Origin of the sequence: Methylobacterium sp. Leaf89, assembly GCF_001422215.1 — a bacterium.
Lineage (GTDB): Bacteria > Pseudomonadota > Alphaproteobacteria > Rhizobiales > Beijerinckiaceae > Methylobacterium.
The window spans coordinates 1,004,238-1,021,655 of sequence record NZ_LMML01000029.1 but is presented as its reverse complement, the minus strand read 5'-3'; the positions used below and the strand labels follow the sequence as shown (position 1 = coordinate 1,021,655).

The 17,418-nt window shown below is 72.0% G+C and carries 18 protein-coding genes; 12 read left to right on the top strand and 6 right to left on the bottom strand.

From position 1 onward, the window contains the following. Positions 1 to 94 precede the first annotated feature (94 nt). Genes ASF18_RS20120 through ASF18_RS20110 form a run of 3 tightly spaced genes read left to right on the top strand, consistent with a single transcriptional unit; the run spans position 95 to position 1,237 of the window. Entirely contained in the window at positions 95 to 463 is a 369-nt protein-coding gene (locus tag ASF18_RS20120) for a hypothetical protein (RefSeq protein WP_348271405.1), read from the top strand. A 15-nt stretch (positions 464 to 478) separates the two neighbouring features. Then, the gene (locus ASF18_RS20115; protein ID WP_056354407.1) at positions 479 to 853 is read left to right on the top strand and encodes a hypothetical protein; all 375 of its coding nucleotides are present in this window, start codon (positions 479 to 481) and stop codon (positions 851 to 853) included. Positions 854 to 871: 18 nt separating this feature from the next. Continuing rightward, positions 872 to 1,237 carry a hypothetical protein gene (locus tag ASF18_RS20110; RefSeq protein WP_200917656.1) on the top strand — a complete coding sequence of 122 codons (366 nt, stop codon included), beginning with the start codon at positions 872 to 874 and terminating at the stop codon, positions 1,235 to 1,237. Positions 1,238 to 1,309: 72 nt separating this feature from the next. Here ASF18_RS20110 and ASF18_RS20105 read toward each other — a convergent pair whose 3' ends face one another. Next, positions 1,310 to 1,720, bottom strand: a complete 411-nt coding sequence (locus ASF18_RS20105) for a DUF1236 domain-containing protein (RefSeq protein WP_056354404.1) — start codon at positions 1,718 to 1,720, stop codon at positions 1,310 to 1,312. A gap of 184 nt (positions 1,721 to 1,904) precedes the next feature. Here ASF18_RS20105 and ASF18_RS20100 point away from each other — a divergent pair, with 184 nt between their 5' ends. Together ASF18_RS20100 and ASF18_RS20095 are read left to right on the top strand one after the other, a co-directional pair. After that, the gene (locus ASF18_RS20100; protein ID WP_056354401.1) at positions 1,905 to 2,525 is read left to right on the top strand and encodes a pyridoxamine 5'-phosphate oxidase family protein; all 621 of its coding nucleotides are present in this window, start codon (positions 1,905 to 1,907) and stop codon (positions 2,523 to 2,525) included. Positions 2,526 to 2,758: 233 nt separating this feature from the next. Further along, entirely contained in the window at positions 2,759 to 5,416 is a 2,658-nt protein-coding gene (locus ASF18_RS20095) for a glucosidase (protein ID WP_056354399.1), read from the top strand. A 34-nt stretch (positions 5,417 to 5,450) separates the two neighbouring features. On the opposite strand, the gene ASF18_RS20090 is transcribed toward ASF18_RS20095, so the two are convergent. Together ASF18_RS20090 and ASF18_RS20085 are read right to left on the bottom strand one after the other, a co-directional pair. After that, positions 5,451 to 5,720, bottom strand: coding sequence for a hypothetical protein (locus ASF18_RS20090; RefSeq protein WP_056354396.1), 270 nt, complete (start codon positions 5,718 to 5,720; stop codon positions 5,451 to 5,453). Between the two features lie 249 nt (positions 5,721 to 5,969). Continuing rightward, complete coding sequence (locus tag ASF18_RS20085) at positions 5,970 to 7,355, bottom strand: FAD/NAD(P)-binding protein (RefSeq protein WP_056354393.1); 1,386 nt, start codon at positions 7,353 to 7,355, stop codon at positions 5,970 to 5,972. A 313-nt stretch (positions 7,356 to 7,668) separates the two neighbouring features. Between ASF18_RS20085 and ASF18_RS20080 the strand changes: the two genes are divergently transcribed. From ASF18_RS20080 to ASF18_RS20065, 4 genes are read left to right on the top strand one after another with little or no spacing between them, the layout of a single operon-like run. Next, positions 7,669 to 8,772 (top strand): LLM class flavin-dependent oxidoreductase, encoded by a 1,104-nt coding sequence (locus ASF18_RS20080; RefSeq protein ID WP_056354390.1) that lies wholly within the window; start codon positions 7,669 to 7,671, stop codon positions 8,770 to 8,772. Then, positions 8,772 to 9,713, top strand: a complete 942-nt coding sequence (locus ASF18_RS20075) for an ABC transporter substrate-binding protein (protein WP_056354387.1) — start codon at positions 8,772 to 8,774, stop codon at positions 9,711 to 9,713. The genes ASF18_RS20080 and ASF18_RS20075 overlap by 1 nt, the downstream gene beginning before the upstream one ends. Positions 9,714 to 9,742: 29 nt before the next feature. Then, positions 9,743 to 10,279 (top strand): cupin domain-containing protein, encoded by a 537-nt coding sequence (locus tag ASF18_RS20070; RefSeq protein WP_056354384.1) that lies wholly within the window; start codon positions 9,743 to 9,745, stop codon positions 10,277 to 10,279. A gap of 14 nt (positions 10,280 to 10,293) precedes the next feature. After that, positions 10,294 to 11,262: an aliphatic sulfonate ABC transporter substrate-binding protein gene (locus tag ASF18_RS20065; RefSeq protein ID WP_056354382.1), complete on the top strand. Its 969-nt coding sequence runs from the start codon at positions 10,294 to 10,296 to the stop codon at positions 11,260 to 11,262. A 48-nt stretch (positions 11,263 to 11,310) separates the two neighbouring features. Here ASF18_RS20065 and ASF18_RS20060 read toward each other — a convergent pair whose 3' ends face one another. Further along, entirely contained in the window at positions 11,311 to 12,057 is a 747-nt protein-coding gene (locus ASF18_RS20060; RefSeq protein WP_056354379.1) for a glucose 1-dehydrogenase, read from the bottom strand. Between the two features lie 107 nt (positions 12,058 to 12,164). On the opposite strand from ASF18_RS20060, the gene ASF18_RS20055 reads away from it, so the two are divergent. Continuing rightward, positions 12,165 to 12,530, top strand: a complete 366-nt coding sequence (locus tag ASF18_RS20055; protein WP_056272218.1) for a helix-turn-helix domain-containing protein — start codon at positions 12,165 to 12,167, stop codon at positions 12,528 to 12,530. 202 nt (positions 12,531 to 12,732) lie between these two features. Here ASF18_RS20055 and ASF18_RS20050 read toward each other — a convergent pair whose 3' ends face one another. Both ASF18_RS20050 and ASF18_RS20045 read right to left on the bottom strand, forming a co-directional pair. Further along, positions 12,733 to 13,995 carry a D-serine ammonia-lyase gene (locus ASF18_RS20050; RefSeq protein WP_056354376.1) on the bottom strand — a complete coding sequence of 421 codons (1,263 nt, stop codon included), beginning with the start codon at positions 13,993 to 13,995 and terminating at the stop codon, positions 12,733 to 12,735. A 240-nt stretch (positions 13,996 to 14,235) separates the two neighbouring features. After that, positions 14,236 to 14,700 carry an Lrp/AsnC family transcriptional regulator gene (locus tag ASF18_RS20045; RefSeq protein ID WP_055953482.1) on the bottom strand — a complete coding sequence of 155 codons (465 nt, stop codon included), beginning with the start codon at positions 14,698 to 14,700 and terminating at the stop codon, positions 14,236 to 14,238. Between the two features lie 154 nt (positions 14,701 to 14,854). Between ASF18_RS20045 and ASF18_RS20040 the strand changes: the two genes are divergently transcribed. Next, entirely contained in the window at positions 14,855 to 15,865 is a 1,011-nt protein-coding gene (locus tag ASF18_RS20040) for a 1-aminocyclopropane-1-carboxylate deaminase (RefSeq protein ID WP_056354373.1), read from the top strand. A 124-nt stretch (positions 15,866 to 15,989) separates the two neighbouring features. Further along, entirely contained in the window at positions 15,990 to 17,414 is a 1,425-nt protein-coding gene (locus ASF18_RS20035; RefSeq protein WP_056354370.1) for an FAD-binding oxidoreductase, read from the top strand. Positions 17,415 to 17,418: the final 4 nt, after the last annotated feature.

The window sequence follows — 17,418 nt, the reverse complement described above, 5'->3', positions numbered from 1 at the left end:
CGGGCGCGGACCCTCGGGTCGCGCCCGCCGATCCCGCAGTTCCGAAGAGATTCCGGTTCACCGAAACACCGTTGCTCACGAAGAGGAGGATGTCATGCAGTTGCTGGACACGACCATCGAGCGCCTGGGGCCGCTGGCCTCGGCGACCCTCCGGGCGACGGCCGTCGATCCGTTCGAGGCCTTCGTCGCGCCGGGCGACGTCTTCCGGCACCCGCGCGAGGTGCTGACCTATCCGGGCCTGTCGCTCGCCGAGAAGCGCGCCGTCCTGGCCTCCTGGGCCTCGGATTCGCGCGCCGTCGAGTCCTGCCCGGCCCTGCGCTGCCTCGAGGGCTGCCGGGCCGAGCCGGTGCCCCTCGACGCGGTGATGGCCGCGCTCCAGGCCCTAGACGCGGTGCCGGTGGCGGGGATCTGCGCCCGCGACGGCCAGGCGGGCGAGGCCGCTGGGGCGGACGGCCTGAACTGAGGGCGGAGGTGCGGCATGCCGACCTTTCCGCTGAAAAGCCCGCCCCATCGGCCGGACGGGCACCGCCGGGCCAGGCTGCCGTGGCACGGCGCCGACGCGACGCGCCTCGTCGATGGGGTCGTCACAACAGGCCTTTGCGTCGGGCTCGCCGTGCTCCTGCGGGTGTGGCTGGCCGGGCCGGCCCTGGCGGGCGCGATCCTGGCAGGGCTCCTCACGGGCACCGGCTATGTCTGGCTCGCCGTGGCGATCACCGGGGACGACGCACCCGGCGATACCCGGCGCGGGAGGTCCTGGGACGTCACCGCCTGGCATGTGACCGCCTGGGATGTGGCCCTGGTGATCCTCGCCGCCAGCGTCGCGGTGCAGGCCGCGGCGCCGCTCGGTGCCTGATTGGAGCGCGAGACCCCCATGCGTGACACCATCCTCGCCGTCGGACACAGGTCGCCGCCCGTAGCGCCGGACCCTGGACGCCGCGACCCGGACTGGGAGCGTGCGCTCGTCAACCCGGCCGCGGTGTTCGGCACCGTCCGGGCCGTCCTCGAGCACCCGCGCCTGATGCGCGGCGTCAAGCGGGAGATCCTGCGGCGCTGGGCCTGGGACGAACACCTCAAGGAGGTGGCGGCCTCCGAGGGCATGGCGGAAGGGGAGCCCTCGTGCCTGGACGAGGTCCGGGCCGCCCTCCTCAGCTTCGACGCGGCGTGGCGGCCGAAGCCCTCCGCCCCCGCGGCGGCCATCCCGCTCCTGCGGGAGGCGGACAGCCGCCTCGCCGCCTGATTCCCCCATCGCGGCCGGCCCCTCCCCGCAGGTACCGTTCGGGCCTGTTCGGCCGACGCGCTCCGGCGCGGGTCAGTCGATGACTTCGACCACGCGGCGGGTGCCCGGCTCGACCAGCACCGGGTGGTCGTTGACGATGGTGTAGTTGTAGCCCTTCAGCGCGAATTCGGACGGGACGTCGTAGTAGACCACGCCGTCCTCGGGCAGCACGGCGCCGACCCGGACGGTGCCCTGATAGGCGTAGGACGGGCGCCGTTCGGCGCTGGCGTAGATCCGGAAGCGCTCGCGCCGATCGACGCCGAGGATGCCGTTGGCCGTGCCGACGGCGGCGCCGATCGCGCCGCCCACCACCGCGCCGAGGGGGCCGGCCGCCATCTCGCCCCGTGCGGCCCCTTCCTGCGCGCCCTGGACGAGGCCTTGCGCCTGGACCGGGCCGAGGCTCGCCAGGACGAGGGCCGAGGCGGCGAGGATCTTGAGGGTCATGGGGCGGGTCTCCGGTGCGGATGGATGCGGCTGCGAGCGGGCAACGCGGCCCGCCCCGTCCGGTGCCGGTGGTCGTACCGACAAAGCCGACCCGTGTCGCGCCGGACACAGCGGCGTCACGAGGCGTCTTCATGAAAGGCCAGGTTTCGCGCGTACAGATCACCAGGAAGAAACAGGAAACCCGATGGCGGCCGTCGAGACGATCGAAAAGCTGGAGCGCATCTACGGAGCCCCCGGGGCCGTCGGGGAGGCCTCGACCACCAAGGTCGCCGACCACATCACCCCGGATTACGGGCGCTTCCTCGCGGTCGCACCCTTCCTCGCCCTGGCCACCGTGGGCCCGGAGGGGCTGGACTGCTCGCCGCGCGGCGATGTCCCGGGCTTCGTGCGCGTCGCCGACCCCCGGACCCTGATCCTGCCGGACCGGCGCGGGAACAATCGGATCGACAGCCTGCGCAACGTCGTGCGCGACCCGCGGGTGGGGCTGATGTTCCTCATCCCGGGCATCGGCAACGCCCTGCGGGTCAACGGCCGGGCCGTGGTGGATGACGATCCGACCCTGCTCGCCAGCTTCGCGGTGGACGGCAAGGCGCCGCGCACCGCCCTCGTGATCACCGTGGGCGAGGTCTACTTCCAATGCGCCCGCGCGTTGATCCGCTCGGGCCTGTGGCGCCCGGACAGCCACGTCGATCCGAAGACCCTGCCGAGCCCCGGCGAGATCCTGGCCGGGTTGAGCGGGGGGCGCGTCGGCGGCGAGGCCTACGACGCGTCCTGGGCCGAGCGGGCGCGCCAGACGATGTGGTGACCTCCGGGGCCCGGGTCCGCGGATGCGAAAACGGCACGGCGTCTGGCCGGCTTGGCGCTGATGATGCATCTGAGCCGCCTCCCGTTCCGAAATTCCCCGCCCCGAAGTCCCCTGCCCCGAAGTCCCCCGGACCTGATGATCGCCCTCCTCCCGCCCCGCCCCACCGCCGACCCCTCCGCCCGCCCTGCCCCGCCCCGGACCGGGACGGCGGCGCGCGGCACCGTGAGGCGGGTATGAGCGAGCTCGACGGCTGGGCCGAGCGCCGCCGCATCGCCGAGCAGGGGCGCGGCGAGCGGCCCTGGTCCCTGTGGGGCCCGTATCTCAGCGAGCGCCAATGGGGCACCGTGCGGGAGGATTACAGCCGGGACGGCAATGCCTGGCGCTCGCTGCCGCACGACGAGGCGCGCTCGCGGGCCTATCGCTGGGGTGAGGACGGGCTCGCCGGCCTCTGCGACGAGCGCGGGCAGATGTGCCTCGCCCTCGCCCTCTGGAACGGGCGCGACCACATCCTGAAGGAGCGCCTGTTCGGCCTCGCCAACGAGGAGGGCAACCACGGCGAGGACGTCAAGGAGGTCTACCACTACCTCGATGCGGTCCCGAGCCACGCCTACCTGAAGTTCCTCTACCGCTACCCGCAGGGGCCCTACCCCTACGACGACCTCGTGCGCGAGGGGCTGCAGCGCGGCCGTGACCAGCCGGAATACGAGATCGAGGACACCGGGCTGTTCGCCGAGAACCGCTTCTTCGACGTCACGGTGGAATACGCCAAGGAGGACGTCGAGGACATCCACGTGGTGATCACGGCGGTGAACCGCGGCCCCGAGACGGCGGACCTGCACATCATCCCGCAGATCTGGTTCCGCAACACCTGGTCCTGGTGCGAGGCGGCGGCGCACCGGCGCCCGGCCCTCACCCTGCGCCCCGACGGCGGCATCGCCTGCGAGCACCCCCGCCTCGGGCTCTACCGCCTCAGTTTCGACGGCTATCCCGACCCGCTGTTCTGCGAGAACGACACCAACCTGCGCCTGCACGGCTGGGAACCCGACGCTCCGGGCCCGTTCAAGGACGGCCTGCACGCGGCGATCGTGGACGGCGACGACGGGGCCGTGCGGCGCGATGCCGGCACCAAGCTCGGACTGCACTACTTCCGCCAGTTGGAACCGGGCGAGACCACCCGGGTGACCTTACGTCTCGCGGCCGGCCCGCGCCTGCGCCCCGTCGACCGCGAGGGCACCATCGTCCATCGCCGGATCGCGGAGGCGGACGCCTTCTACGAGGCGCTGCAGGACGGCATCGGGGATGCCGATTCCCGCGCCATCTACCGGCAGGCCGCCGCCGGCCTGATCTGGTCGAAGCAGCTCTATGCCTACGACGTCCGGCTCTGGCTCAAGGGCGACCCCCTCCAGCCGGTGCCGCCCAAGGAGCGCGACAACGGCCGCAACGCGCATTGGCGCCACTTCGCCGGAGCGGACGTGCTCTCGATGCCGGACAAGTGGGAATATCCCTGGTTCGCCGCCTGGGACCTCGCCTTCCACTGCCTGCCGTTGGCGCTGCTCGATCCGGACTTCGCGAAGAAGCAGCTCCTGCTCCTCACCCGCGAATGGTACATGCACCCGAACGGCCAGCTGCCGGCCTACGAGTGGGAGTTCGGCGACGCCAACCCGCCGGTCCATGCCTGGGCCACCTACCGGGTCTTCGAGATCGACCGGGACCGGCGGGGCGGGCGCGGCGACCTCGCCTTCCTGGAGGGCGTGTTCCACAAGCTCCTCATCAACTTCACCTGGTGGGTGAACCGCAAGGACGCGGACGGCCGCAACGTCTTCCAGGGCGGATTCCTCGGCCTCGACAATGTCGGGGTGTTCGACCGCTCGCGCCCGCCGCCGGGCTTCGGCCGCATCCACCAGGCCGACGGCACCGCCTGGATGGCGATGTACGCCCTCAACATGATGCGCATCGCCCTCGAGCTGGCGCTCCACAACGACGTCTACGAGAGCACCGCCTCGAAGTTCTTCGAGCACTTCCTCCTCATCGCCGAGGCGATGACCGACATGGGCGGCGAGGGCTTCGGCCTCTGGGACGAGGAGGACGCGTTCTACTACGACGAGGTCGACATCCCGGGCGGCGGCATGCTGCCCCTGCGGGTCCGCTCGGTGGTCGGCCTGGTGCCGCTCTTCGCCGTCGAGGTGATCGAGCCCTGGGTGCTCCAGCGCCTGCCCGATTTCGCCCGGCGCCTGAACTGGCTCCTGGAGCACCGCCCCCACCTCGCCTGCCTCGTCTCCCGCTGGGACGAGGGCGGCGTGCAGGACCGCAAGCTGCTGTCGCTCCTGCGCGGCCACCGGATGAAGGCGCTCCTGCGCCGGATGCTCGACGAGGCCGAGTTCCTCTCGGCCCACGGCATCCGCTCCCTGTCGAAGGCCCACCGGGACCAGCCCTACGCGCTGAACGAGTTCGGCGCCTCCTTCACGGTGCGCTACGACCCGGCGGATTCCACCTCGAACATGTTCGGCGGCAACTCGAACTGGCGCGGGCCGGTCTGGATGCCGATGAACTACCTCATCATCGAGGCCCTGCGCCGCTTCCACACCTATTATGGCGACGACTTCCTGGTGGAGTACCCCACCGGCTCCGGCGACCACCGGACCCTGGCCGCCATCGCGGACGCCCTGGAGGACCGGCTGATCGCCCTGTTCACCAAGGATGCGGAGGGCCGCCGCCCGGCCTTCGGCGACCGGCCGCCGATCCCGCCCGCTCCCGGCGCCGAGGAGGCCCTGCTGTTCCACGAGTTCTTCGACGGCGACACCGGCCGCGGCCTCGGCGCCTCGCACCAGACGGGCTGGACCGCGCTGATCCTCAACCTGCTGCATACCCGCGCCCGGAGGACGGCCGGATAGGGATGCGCCGGGCGGCCGTCGACGCGCCCGCTCCTCAGGCGACGGGCTGGCTCAGATAGGCCACCATCATCTCGGCGACGGCCCGGTCGGCGTAGTCCGACACGCTCTCGCGCCAGGCGACCGGAAAGGCCTCGACCACGCTGCGGCCGGCCAGGACCTCCGCGAGTTCCTGCGGCAGGAGCCCGTTCTCGATCGCCGCGGCGGCGGCCGCCCGGCCGTAGCTTCGCCGGACGTTGTGCGGTCCGGCCAGGATCGCGGGGTTCGCGGCCCCGGTCGGCTCAAAGCCTGTGGTGTGAAAGCTCATGGTCGTCATCCCCGCCGAACTGTTGCCCTGTCTGCGTCGCGTCGCGTCCTACGCAGCGGCGACAGGGGGCGGGGCGGAAGGTGCGGCGACGGTGATGCTGGGACGGCTGGCTCATGGCGTCGGCTCCGATCGTCGGCGTATCCGTGCGGCCGATGGAAGAGAGGATAGCCGCATCGCCCGGGAATGTGCTCCCAAAGATCCGGCGCGGCGGAGAGGGGCGTCGCACCGAAGACCGTTTCGGCGAAAGGCTCAGGCGGCCAGGCGGTCGCCGAGCTGGTCCGCCACCGCCCGGGCCAGGGGGCGGGCCGCGTCGCGGATGTCCGGCACGGCGATGCATTCCCAGACCACGCCGCGCAGCATCGGCCCGAAGGCCCAGATCGGGGCGTCGTGCGGCGCGCCCGCGACCCGGCCCCCGGGGCTCGCCGCGATCCCGAGGCCGAACGGGCCGGGCCGGACGAGGCCGCGCGCCAGCAGGTTGCGGATCAGCGGGTCGTCGGTCTCGGCGAGCCGGCTGAAGCCGGTGGCGTCGAGGATGCCCTGGACCGCGATCCGCTCGCGTCCGTCGGTGCCGCGCGGGCGCAGCGTCACCACCGCCCCATCCGGCGCCTCGGCGATGGCGAGGATGCGCCCGGCCCGGACCACGAGGCCGCCGCTGCGGATTTCGGCCGCGATCGCCTCCGCCGCCGGGGGCGCCGTGCGGTGGCGGTGCACGTCCCAGTAGGGGCGAACATGGCGCAGCATCCGGGCCTGCTCGGCCCGCGGCAGCCCGGCCCAGAGGGCGTCGGTGATCGGGCGCAGGGCGTCGATGACCCCGCGCCAGTCGTCGCCGGCCTCCCGGGCCGTCGTGATCGCACGACGGATGGCGGCGACGAGTTTGCGCGCCGAGCCGCGGATCTCGGGAGTGAAGTCGGGCCGCCGGCCCGCCGGGACGGCGGCGTGGGGCTTCGGCAGCAGCCCCCGGCGGGACACGGCGACGATGCGGCCGGCGAACCCTTCGCGGCGCAGGGCCGCCACCGAATCCATCATGGTCAGGCCCGTGCCGATCACCAGCACGTCGCGCGCCGGGTCGAGGGTGCCGAACGCCTCCGGGTGCCACGGATCGAGCCGGTGCCGGGCCGGCGCGAGCGCCGGGCCCGGAAGGTTGCCCATCGCCAGGACCAAGCCCGCCACGACCCGGGGCGGCACGCCCGCGCCGTGCAGCCGGAAGCCCTCCGGCACCGGCTCCACGTCGCGGATCGCCGCGCGCAGGGGGATCAGCCGGTCGCCGGCCCCGGCCGCCACGCGGTCCCAGCGCTCGGCGAGGTAGCGACCGTAGAGCCCGCGCGCCGCAAAGGTGCCGGCCTCGGTCTCGCGAATTCCCTGCCGCTCCGCCGCACCCAGGGGCGTGCATGCCAGCCAGTCCGCAAAGTCCTCGGGCCGCTCCGGGTCGGCGCTCATCTGGCTCGCCCGGAGGTTCAGGAGATGGTCCGGGTTGGGGGTGGCGTAGGCGAGCCCGAGGCCGAAGGGGCGGCTGCTTTCGCAGAGCAGCACGGGGCGGTCCACCGGCAGCGCGCGAAGCAGCTGCTCCGCCGCCATCAAGCCGCTGAAGCCGCCGCCAATGATCGCGATGGGAAGCGGCCGGTGGGTGGAGATCATGGCGATGGGCTCCCGGGTGGTACTCCACCGGGCTCTTACGGACGTTCGTTTTAGAGAACAAGCGCGTATTCCGGCGACGACGCGGTCGGGAGGCATGCGGCGAATTCCGCCGAAACGGAGGCTGCGGTGAGCATAGACGCAGGATATTCCAGGATGCCGATGCGGCGTGGGATGGTCTCCTCCGTTGGTCGGTTCTTTAAAAAGAACGTTCTCGTTGACTCGCGGGGCAGTGAACGGGACGATGGAGGTGGCTCGGCGAGTCCTGGCCGCGCCCGGCCGCCCGTCGCCGACACATACCCTTGAGAGGGACGTCATGAGCTTCCTCGAACCGGACGCCGTCGAGTTCATCGGCTTCGCCGCCCCCCGCGAACAGTCGGAGATCCACGCGCCTACGGGCCCGGCCATCGACCGGGACTACCTGCGCCTGCTGGCCCAGGCCCATGAATGGGGCGGGTTCGACCGCATCCTGGTGGCCTTCTACGCCACGGCGCCCGACGCGCTCCTGCTCGCGGCGCAGGTCGCGGCGGTGACGGAGCGCATCGGCCTGATGATCGCCCACCGCACGGGCTTCACCGCGCCCACCGTGGCGGCGCGCCAGTTCGCCACCCTCGACCAGCTCACCGGCGGGCGCGTCGCGCTCCACGCGATCAGCGGCGGCGACGACCGCGAGCTGGCCCGGGACGGCGACCACCTGACCAAGGACCAGCGCTACGCGCGCACCGACGAGTTCCTGGCCATCGCCCGGCAGGTCTGGACCGCCGCGCGCCCCTTCGATTTCGCCGGCGCGCATTACCGGGTGGCGGGCGGTTTCTCCGAGGTGAAGCCGGTCGATCCGCGTGGCATCCCGGTCTATTTCGGCGGCGCCTCGCCGGCCGCCATCGCGGTGGCGGGCCGGCACGCCGACACCTACGCCCTCTGGGGCGAGAGCCTGGATCAGGTCCGCGAGGCGATTCGGACGGTCCGCGCCGCGGCGGCGCCTCATGGGCGGTCCCCACGCTTCAGCCTGTCGTTCCGGCCGATCCTGGCCGACACCGAGGAGGCCGCTTGGGCCCGGGCGGAGGACATCCTGGCCCGGACCCGCGCTACCCGGGCCGCGCAGGGGCTCGGCCCGGCGGCGACCCCGGAGAACGAGGGTTCGCGCCGCCTCCTGGCCGCAGCGGCGCAAGGGAACCGCCTCGACACGCGGCTCTACACCGCCATCGCCCGGGAGACCGGGGCGTCCGGCAATTCCACAGCCCTGGTCGGCACGCCCGAGCAGGTCGCCGAGGCGCTGCTGGCCTATCACGACCTCGGCGTGCGCACCTTCCTGATCCGGGGCTTCGACCCCCTGGAGGACGCCCTCGCGTATGGCCGCGACCTGATCCCGGCGGTGCGCCGGCTGCTGGCCCGGCGCGGTCCCCGGGCGGAGGCGGCGTGATGCGGTTTCGTCTCGCGGCCCTAGCGCTTCTGGCCCTCGCCGGTCTCGCCCGCGCCGACGACGCCGTGTTGCGCGTCGGCGACCAGCGCGGCAATGCCCGCGCCCTGATGGAGGCGGCCGGCGTGCTGGCCGACCTGCCCTACCGCCTCGACTGGAGCGAGTTTCCCGCCGCAGCGCCCCTGCTGGAGGCGCTGAATGCCGGGGCGATCGATGCCGGCGGGGTGGGCGACGCGCCCTTCACCTTCGCGGCCGCCGCCGGGGTTCCGGTGAAGGCGTACCTCGCCTTCCGCAACCGGCAGGACGGCCTCGCCATCCTGGTGGCGAAGGATTCGCCGATCCGGACGGTCGCGGACCTGAAGGGGAAGAGCATCGCCACCAATCGCGGCTCCATCGGCCATCAGGTCGTGCTCGCGGCCCTCGAAGAGGCGGGCCTGCCGGCCAGCGCCGTGACCCTGCGCTTCCTGCCGCCGGCGGACGCCAAGATCGCGCTCGCCAGCGGCAGCGTCGACGCCTGGGCGACCTGGGAGCCTTACACCTCCACCGCCGAGCTCGCCGGCCTCGCCCGGGTGGTCCGGGACGGCAACGGCATCACCCCGGGCCTGAGCTTCGCGGTGGCGAGCGACGCCGCCCTGACGACCAAGCGGGCGCAGCTCGCCGATTTCGGCCGGCGTCTCGTGGCGGCCCGGGACTGGGCCCTGAAGGATCCCGCCCCCTACGCCGCCGTCTGGTCGAAGCTCATCGGCCTGCCCGAGGCGGTGCCCCTGCGCTGGTTCGCCCGGGCGCAGTACCGGGCCGTGCCGATCGACGAGGCCGTCATCGCCGACGAGCAGCGCAACATCGACCTCTACGTCCGCTCCGGGCTGATCCCGCAGGCCCGCGCGCCGAAGGCCGCGGCGATCCTCGATCGCAGCTTCGAACCGGGCGCCGCTGCGGTACGATAGGCCGCGAAGTCCAGCGCGAGAGGCGAGCCATGCACGGCGACCACGACCACGACCACGACGACGACCACGATCATAACCACAGCCACCATGACCACGCCCACGCGGCGGCCGAGCGCTGGAAGCACGACGGCGTGCGGGTGATCCCGGGCGACAAGCTCGACGCCAACACGGCCCAGACGCCGGGCATGTTCCGGCAGGCGGCGATCAATCAGGCCCGGGTCGGCGCCCAGAAGATCTGGGCCGGCACCGTGGCGATCGCCCCCGACGCCAAGACCGGCGTCCACCACCACGGCGCCCTGGAGAGCGTGATCTACGTGGTCTCGGGCCGCGCCCGGATGCGCTGGGGCGACCGGCTCGAATACGTGGCCGAGGCCGGCCCCGGCGATTTCATCTTCGTGCCGCCCTACGTGCCGCACCAGGAGATCAACGCCGATCCGGACCAGCCCCTGAACTGCGTCCTCGTGCGCTCCGACAACGAGGCCGTGGTGGTCAACATCACCGAGGTCGAGCCCGTCGAACGGCCCGAGACGGTCCACTGGGTCGACCCCATCCACAAGCATCCCTGACGAGACGAGACCCCATGATCCATCGCCGCCACGCGCTGCGCGCCGCCGCCGCGCTCAGCCTTTTCGCCCTGACCCTCGCCCCCGGCTCCGGCCGGGCCGCCGAGGGGGCCAAGCTCCGCATCGGCTTCCAGAAATCCTCGACGCTGATCGCCCTGCTGAAGGAGGAATCCGCCCTGGAGAAGGCCCTGGCGCCGCTGAACGTCACCGTCACGTGGCACGAGTTCACCAGCGGCCTGCCGATCATGGAGGCCCTGAATGCCGGGCAGATCGACGTGTCGGCGGATGTGGCCGACACCGTGCCGATCTTCGCCCAGGCCGCCCAGGCGCGGATCGCCTACATCGCCCAGGAGGCGGCCTCGCCGACCGCGCAGGCGATCCTGGTCGCGGCCGATTCGCCGATCAGGACGGTGGCCGACCTGAAGGGCCGCAAGGTCGCGGTGACCAAGGGGGCCGGCAGCCACTACCTGCTCCTGGCCGCCCTCGCGGCCGAGAAACTGCCCTTCAAGGCGATCAGCCCGGCCTACCTGACGCCGTCGGACGGGCGCGCGGCGCTGGCCAGCGGCAGCGTCGAGGCCTGGGTCGCCTGGGACCCGTTTCTGTCGGCGGCCGAGCAGCAGACCGGCGCCCGCGTCCTGCGCGACGGCACCGGCCTGTCCCAGTACAAGCGCTACTACCTCGCCGGCGCCGACTATGCGACGCAGCGCGCGGACGTGCTCGCGCTGCTCTTCGGCAAGCTGCGCGAGACCGGGGCCTGGGTGAAGGCCAACCCGGACGCCGCCGCCGCCCGCCTCGGCGCCCTGTGGAAGCTCGACCCGGCCATCGTCCGGCAGGCGAATGCCCGGCGCAGCTACCAGGTCGAGCCCGTCACCCACGCCGCCCTCGCCGAGCAGCAGACCATCGCGGACGCCTTCCGCGCCGAGGGCCTGCTCCCCCGCGCCGTCGACGCCGCTTCCCTGCCGATCTGGGCGCCGCCGGGTCTCTAATCGGGCCGGCCTCGCAATGCCCCTACGGGGCGCCCGAGGCCGGACTGTTCAGCGGATGCCGCCGCTGGCGGTGATGTTCTCGCCGGTGAGCCAGCGGGCCTCGTCCGAGGCCAGGAAGGCGACGACGTCGGCGATGTCGCCCGGGTGGCCGGCACGGCCCAGCGGCGTCTGGGCGACGAAGCCGGCCTCCATCTCCGAGCCGGTGATGCCGGCCGTGTGCGTGCCCTCGGTGACCACGTAGCCCGGGCTGACGGTGTTGACCCGGATGCGGCGCGGGGCGAGCTCGTTGGCGAGGACGCCCGAGATCGCGTTCACGGCGCCCTTGGTCCCGCTGTAGACCGCGGCGGCCGGGGTGCTCACGTGGGTGATGGCCGAGGAGATGTTGACGATGCTCCCGCCCTCCCCGAGGTGCTTGGCCGCCGCCCCGGAGGCGAGCAGGACGCCCAGCACGTTGACGTCGAAGAGCCGGCGGTAATGCGCCTCCGTGACCTCCTCGATCGCGGCGAATTCGTAGACGCCGGAATTGTTGACCAGCACGTCGAGCCGGCCGAACTGCGCCACCGCCGCCGCGATCAGGGCCTGCGCCTCCGCGGGCTTCGAGACGTCCGCCCGCACCGCGATCGCCCGCCCGCCCGCGGCGGTGATCTCCGCCACCACCGCCTCCGCGCCCGCCTGGCTCGAGGCGTAATTGACCACCACCGCCGCGCCGTCCCGTGCCAGCGCCGTGGCAATTCCCGCGCCGATGCCCTTCGACGCGCCGGTCACGACGGCCACCTTGCCCTGAAGCTTCGACATCTCAGCATCCTTCGACCCTGGGCCGGCGCCGCCATGGCGCCTTGCGTCCCATAGTTCGGAAGTTCGGAACTTCCGAAGCGGAGATCAAGACCCTAGATGTCGAAATCATGAGACCGCTGTTCCACCCCGCGCCCGAGGACCTGCAAGCAAGTGCGATCCTGCACGCGCTGGCCGACCCGAACCGGGCCGCGATTTTCGCCAACATCATGCGGGCCGGCTGCGTCGAGGCCTGCGCGTCGCTCGCGACGGTGGGCGACCGGGTGATCCCGAAATCCTCGCTCTCCAACCACTTCAAGGTGCTGCGCGAGGCCGGGCTGATCCGCAGCGAGCGCCACGGGGTCGAGATGCGCAACCACGCCCGCTGGGACGAGGTAGAGGCCCGCTTCCCGGGCCTGCTGCGATCGATCCTGAACGCCTATGCGGGCGAAGGGCCACGGGGGGAGCCGCCCCTGCCTGCCTCCGATCCCGACTAGCTGCGGGCGTTCCGATCGCCGACAAATCCGCACCGTCATTCCGGGGCGCCGAAGGCGAGCCCGGAATCCAGAGCCGCCGACAGTGCAAGTCGTTGCACCACATGTGTTTCTGGATCCCGGGTTCCGCTGCGCGGCCCCGGGATGACGGGGTGCTTCAGGTGGAGGGCACGGGGGGTGATGGAGCTGCCCTCGGCCGACCCCCTCACCCTGCGGCCGCCAGCGCCTTCTGGAACTCCGCCTCGGGCAGGAGCGCCCCGCCGGTGGTCCACACCACCTGGGTGGCGTCGCGCCAGTCCGGCCGGGTCGCGAGCGTCGGGCGGACCGCCGCGAAGGCGGCGGCGGCGGAGGGTTCGAGGCGCAGGGCCGCCCGCTGCCAGAGGTCGCGGACCCCGCCGAAGAGCGCGGAATCCGTCACCGTGACGATTCCCGCGACGAGCGGGCCGACGGTGCCGGCGACGAGGAGCGAGGCGCTCGACACCGCGAGGCCGTCGGCGGCGGTGCGGTTGTCGAGGCCGATGTCGTAGACGCTGACCGGCCGGTCGAGCCCGGCGGCGAGCTGCACCAGCATGCAGGGGGCGGCGACGGGCTCGACGAAGACGCAGTGCACCGCGTCGCCGAACAGGAGCTTCAGCCCGAGGGTGACGCCCCCCGGCGCCCCCCCGACCCCGCAGGGCAGGTAGACCACCAGGGGATGCGCGGCATCGACCGGGATGCCGGCCGCCGCCAGCTGGCGCTCCAGGTCGAAGGCTGCCGCGGCGTAGCCGAGGAACAGGTCGACCGAGCTCTCGTCGTCGACGAAATGCGCGTCCGCCCGGTCCCCGAAGGCGTCCCGCGCCGCCGCGACCGCGCTGCCGTAATCGCCCGCATGCTCCACCACCCGGGCCCCGATGTCGCGCAGGCGCTGCTTCTTCCAGGCCTTGGCGTCGTGGGACATGTGGACCTCGACCTGAAAGCCGAGCGCGCGGGCCATCACCCCGACGCTGAAGCCGAGATTGCCGGTGCTGCCCACCGCCACGGTGAAGGCTCCGAAAGCGGCCCGGATCTCGGGCTCGGCCAGGCGCGCGTAGGACTCGCCCGCGCGCAGCCAGCCCCGCGCCAGGGCCAGCCGCTCGGCGCTGACCAGCACCTCGTAGACGCCCCCGCGCGCCTTGATGCAGCCGGTCACCGGCAGGTCGTGGTCGGCCTTCACCCAGACGGCCGGTGCCTCGCCGCCGCAGAGATGGGCGGCGACCTCCGGGGCCAGCGGCAGCAGGGGCGAATCGATCCGCCCGGTCTCCAGCTCGGGGAACAGCGCCTTCAGCAGCGGGTCGCACCGGCGCCAGCGCGCCTCCGCGTCGCGCACCTCGGCGAGGCCGAAGGCGAGTCCGGGCAGGATCTCGCCGGCCGGCTGGACATGCGGGTTGCACCAGACCGTCGGACGCCCCGCGCGCACGGCCTCCGGAATTCCCTGCGGTTGGTCGGACATGGGGGTGGACCTTTATCGGTGGTTGGAAGCGTGAGCGCGACGCAGCCCTCCTCCCCCTTGTGGGGCGGAGTTGGAGGTGGGGGTGGTTGGGCGACCCGCGACCGGCGGAGGCCAGCGGAGCCACCCCCACCCCTGACCCCTCCCCACAAGGGGGAGGGTAACCCGTCGGGGTTCTGACAGGACCGCTCTGTTGGAGCGGCAGCCTTCCCGACAAGCCGCACCACCCCGTCGCCACGCGTCTCAGATGTCCAGCGGCGCATTGTCGACCACCTCCTTCATGACGAAGAAGGTCCGGGTCTGGCGGACTCCCGGCAGGGCGATCAGGGTCGCGCTGTGGAGGCGGTTGAAATCCGCCATGTCGGAGACGCGGATCTTCAGGAAGTAGTCGAAATCGCCGGCCACGAGGTGGCAGTCGAGCACCATCGGCATGGCCCGGGCCGCGGCCTCGAAGGCGGCGAAGCTCTCCGGTGTCGAGCGGTCCAGCACCACGCCCACCATCACCAGGGAGCCGCGCCCGACCTTCTCCGGCGCGATCTGCGCCCGCACACCCCGGACGTAGCCCTCGTCGAACAGGCGCTGGATGCGCCGGTGGCAGGTGGCCGCGCTGGTGTTCACCCGCTTGGCGATCTCGGCATTGCCCATGCGCCCGTCCGCCTGGAGCAGGCGCAGGATCTTCAGGTCCATGCGGTCCAGCCCTGCGTCCATGGAAGATCCTTTCGCCAGGGGCACTATCGACGAAAGCGATGTCCGTCACGACGGGCTGCAAGCCGAACATTGCAAAATCCGAACCCCGATTTCGAGAGCACCTTTCGCAGCCTCTTTGCTAGCGTTTCCGGGCTGACCACGAAGGACCCCGCCCATGCTGTCGCAATTCGAGCGCTATCCCCTCACCTTCGGCCCGACCCCGATCGAGCACCTGCCCCGCCTGACCGCCCATCTCGGCGGCGACGTGCTGATCTACGCCAAGCGCGAGGACTGCAATTCCGGCCTGGCCTTTGGCGGCAACAAGCTGCGCAAGCTCGAATACATCGTGCCCGACGCCATCGCGAGCGGGGCCGACACCCTGGTGACCATCGGCGGCGTCCAGTCCAACCACACCCGCATGGTGGCGGCGGTGGCGGCCAAGATCGGCATGAAGTGCCGGCTGATCCAGGAGGCCTGGGTGCCGCACGAGGACGCCGTCTACGACCGGGTGGGCAACATCATGCTGTCGCGCATCATGGGCGCGGAGACCCAGCTCGTGGAGGACGGCTTCGACATCGGCATCCGCGAGAGCTGGACGAAGGCCATCGAAGACGTGAAGGCCAAGGGCGGCAAGCCCTACGCGATCCCGGCCGGCGCCTCGGTGCACAAGTTCGGCGGCCTCGGCTTCGTCAGCTTCGCCGAGGAGGTCCGGGCCCAGGAGGCCGCGATGGGTCTCCGCTTCGACTACGTCGTGGTTTGCACCGTGACCGGCTCAACCCATGCCGGCATGGTGGTGGGCTTCGCCGCCGACGGGCGCGCCCGCAACGTCATCGGAATCGACGCCTCCTGCACCCCGGCCCAGACCAAGGCGCAGGTGCTGGAGATCGCCCGCAACACCGCCGAACTCATCGGCGCCCCGGCGATCACGGCCGACGACATCGTGCTCAACGCGGACTACGCCTATCCGGTCTACGGCGTGCCATCGAAGGAGACGGTCGCGGCCATCCGCCTCTCGGCGCGCCTGGAAGGCATGATCACCGACCCCGTCTACGAGGGGAAGTCGATGCAGGGCATGATCGACCTCGTGCAGAAAGGCTTCTTCCCCAAGGGGTCGAAGGTGCTCTACGCCCATCTGGGCGGCGCCCCGGCGCTCAACGGCTACAGCTATACCTTCCGCAACGGCTGAGTTGCCGGGTTGGTCACGGGGCTGACACTTCAGACCCGTTGAAAGCCAAGCGCTTCCTTTCGGGGCGGCCGCGCGACATGGTCCGTTCCCGAAGGCCGAACCCAGCCACGAAGAGCCCCGCCCCATGCCGGAATCCCTGCCGGACCGCGACGCCCTCGCCCCCTTCGAGTCCCTGCTGGGCTCCGGCGGGGTCCTCACCGACCCCGTCCTGACCGGGCGCTACACCCGCGACCAGCGCGACCTGATGCAGGGCGAGACCCCCGCCGTGCTGCGCCCGCGCAGCGTGGAGGAGGTCCAGGCGCTCGTCGGGCTCGCCCGGGCCCAGGGCTTCGGCCTCGTGCCCCAGGGCGGCAACACCGGCTATGTCGGCGGGGCGACGCCGGAGCCCGGCCGGCGCCAGCTCGTGGTCAGCCTGGAGCGGATGACCCGCATCCGCGCCGTCGACCCCCTGAACTTCACCCTTTCGTGCGACGCCGGCACCATCCTGGCGGACGCCCAGAAAGCCGCCGAGGCCGACGGGCTGTTCCTGCCGCTGAGCCTCGGCTCCGAAGGCAGCTGCCGCCTCGGCGGCAACCTCGGCACCAATGCGGGGGGGCTCCAGGTCCTGCGCTACGGCATGGCCCGCGACCTCGTCCTCGGCCTGGAGGTGGTGCTGCCGGACGGGACGCTGTTCTCCGACATGCGAACCCTGCGCAAGAACAACATCGGCTACGACCTGAAGCAGCTCTTCATCGGTGCCGAGGGGACGCTGGGCATCATCACCGGGGTCGTCCTCAAGCTCTGGCCGGCCCAGGGCCAGCGGGCGACCGCCTGGCTCGAACTCGCCGCAGGGGCGCCGATCCCCGAGATGGCCGCCCTAGTGCGCCGGGAAACCTCCGACCTCGCCTCGACCTTCGAGCTGATCTCCGCCTCCTCCCTCGGCCTCGTCACGGAGATGCGCGGTGCCGAGACCGGCCTGAAGGCCGGCCCCGGCGGGGCGGTGCTCCTCGAGCTCACCGCCTCCTCGGAGCGCATCCCCCTCGACGACGTGCTGATGGGATGCCTGGAGGCCCTGATGGAACGGGGCTGGGTGGTCGACGCGGTGCTGGCCCAGTCCGAGACCCAGCGCCGGGCCTTCTGGGCGGTGCGCGAGACGATTCCCGAGGGGGAGAAGCATGCCGGCGGATCGGTCAAGCACGATATCGCCGTGCCGATCTCCCGCCTGACCGATTTTCTCGCCCGCGGGGCCGCCCTGCTCGCCGAGCGCCTGCCGGACGTCCGGCTCTCGGTCTACGGCCATGTCGGCGACGGCAACCTGCACTACAACCTCGTCGTGCCGGCGGGCCGCGACCGGGTCGCGTTCACGCGCGAGATCGAGGCGGGTTTTGCCCACGACCTCTACACGATCGCGCTGGAATACGGCGGCGGATACAGCGCGGAATATGGCATCGGTCGCTTCAAGCGCGACCTGCTGGAACGCTACTCGGATCCCGCCCGCCTGCGCCTGATCGCAGCGGTCAAGCACGGCCTCGACCCGGACGGAATCATGAACGCGGGCGCGCTGGTCTAGGGAC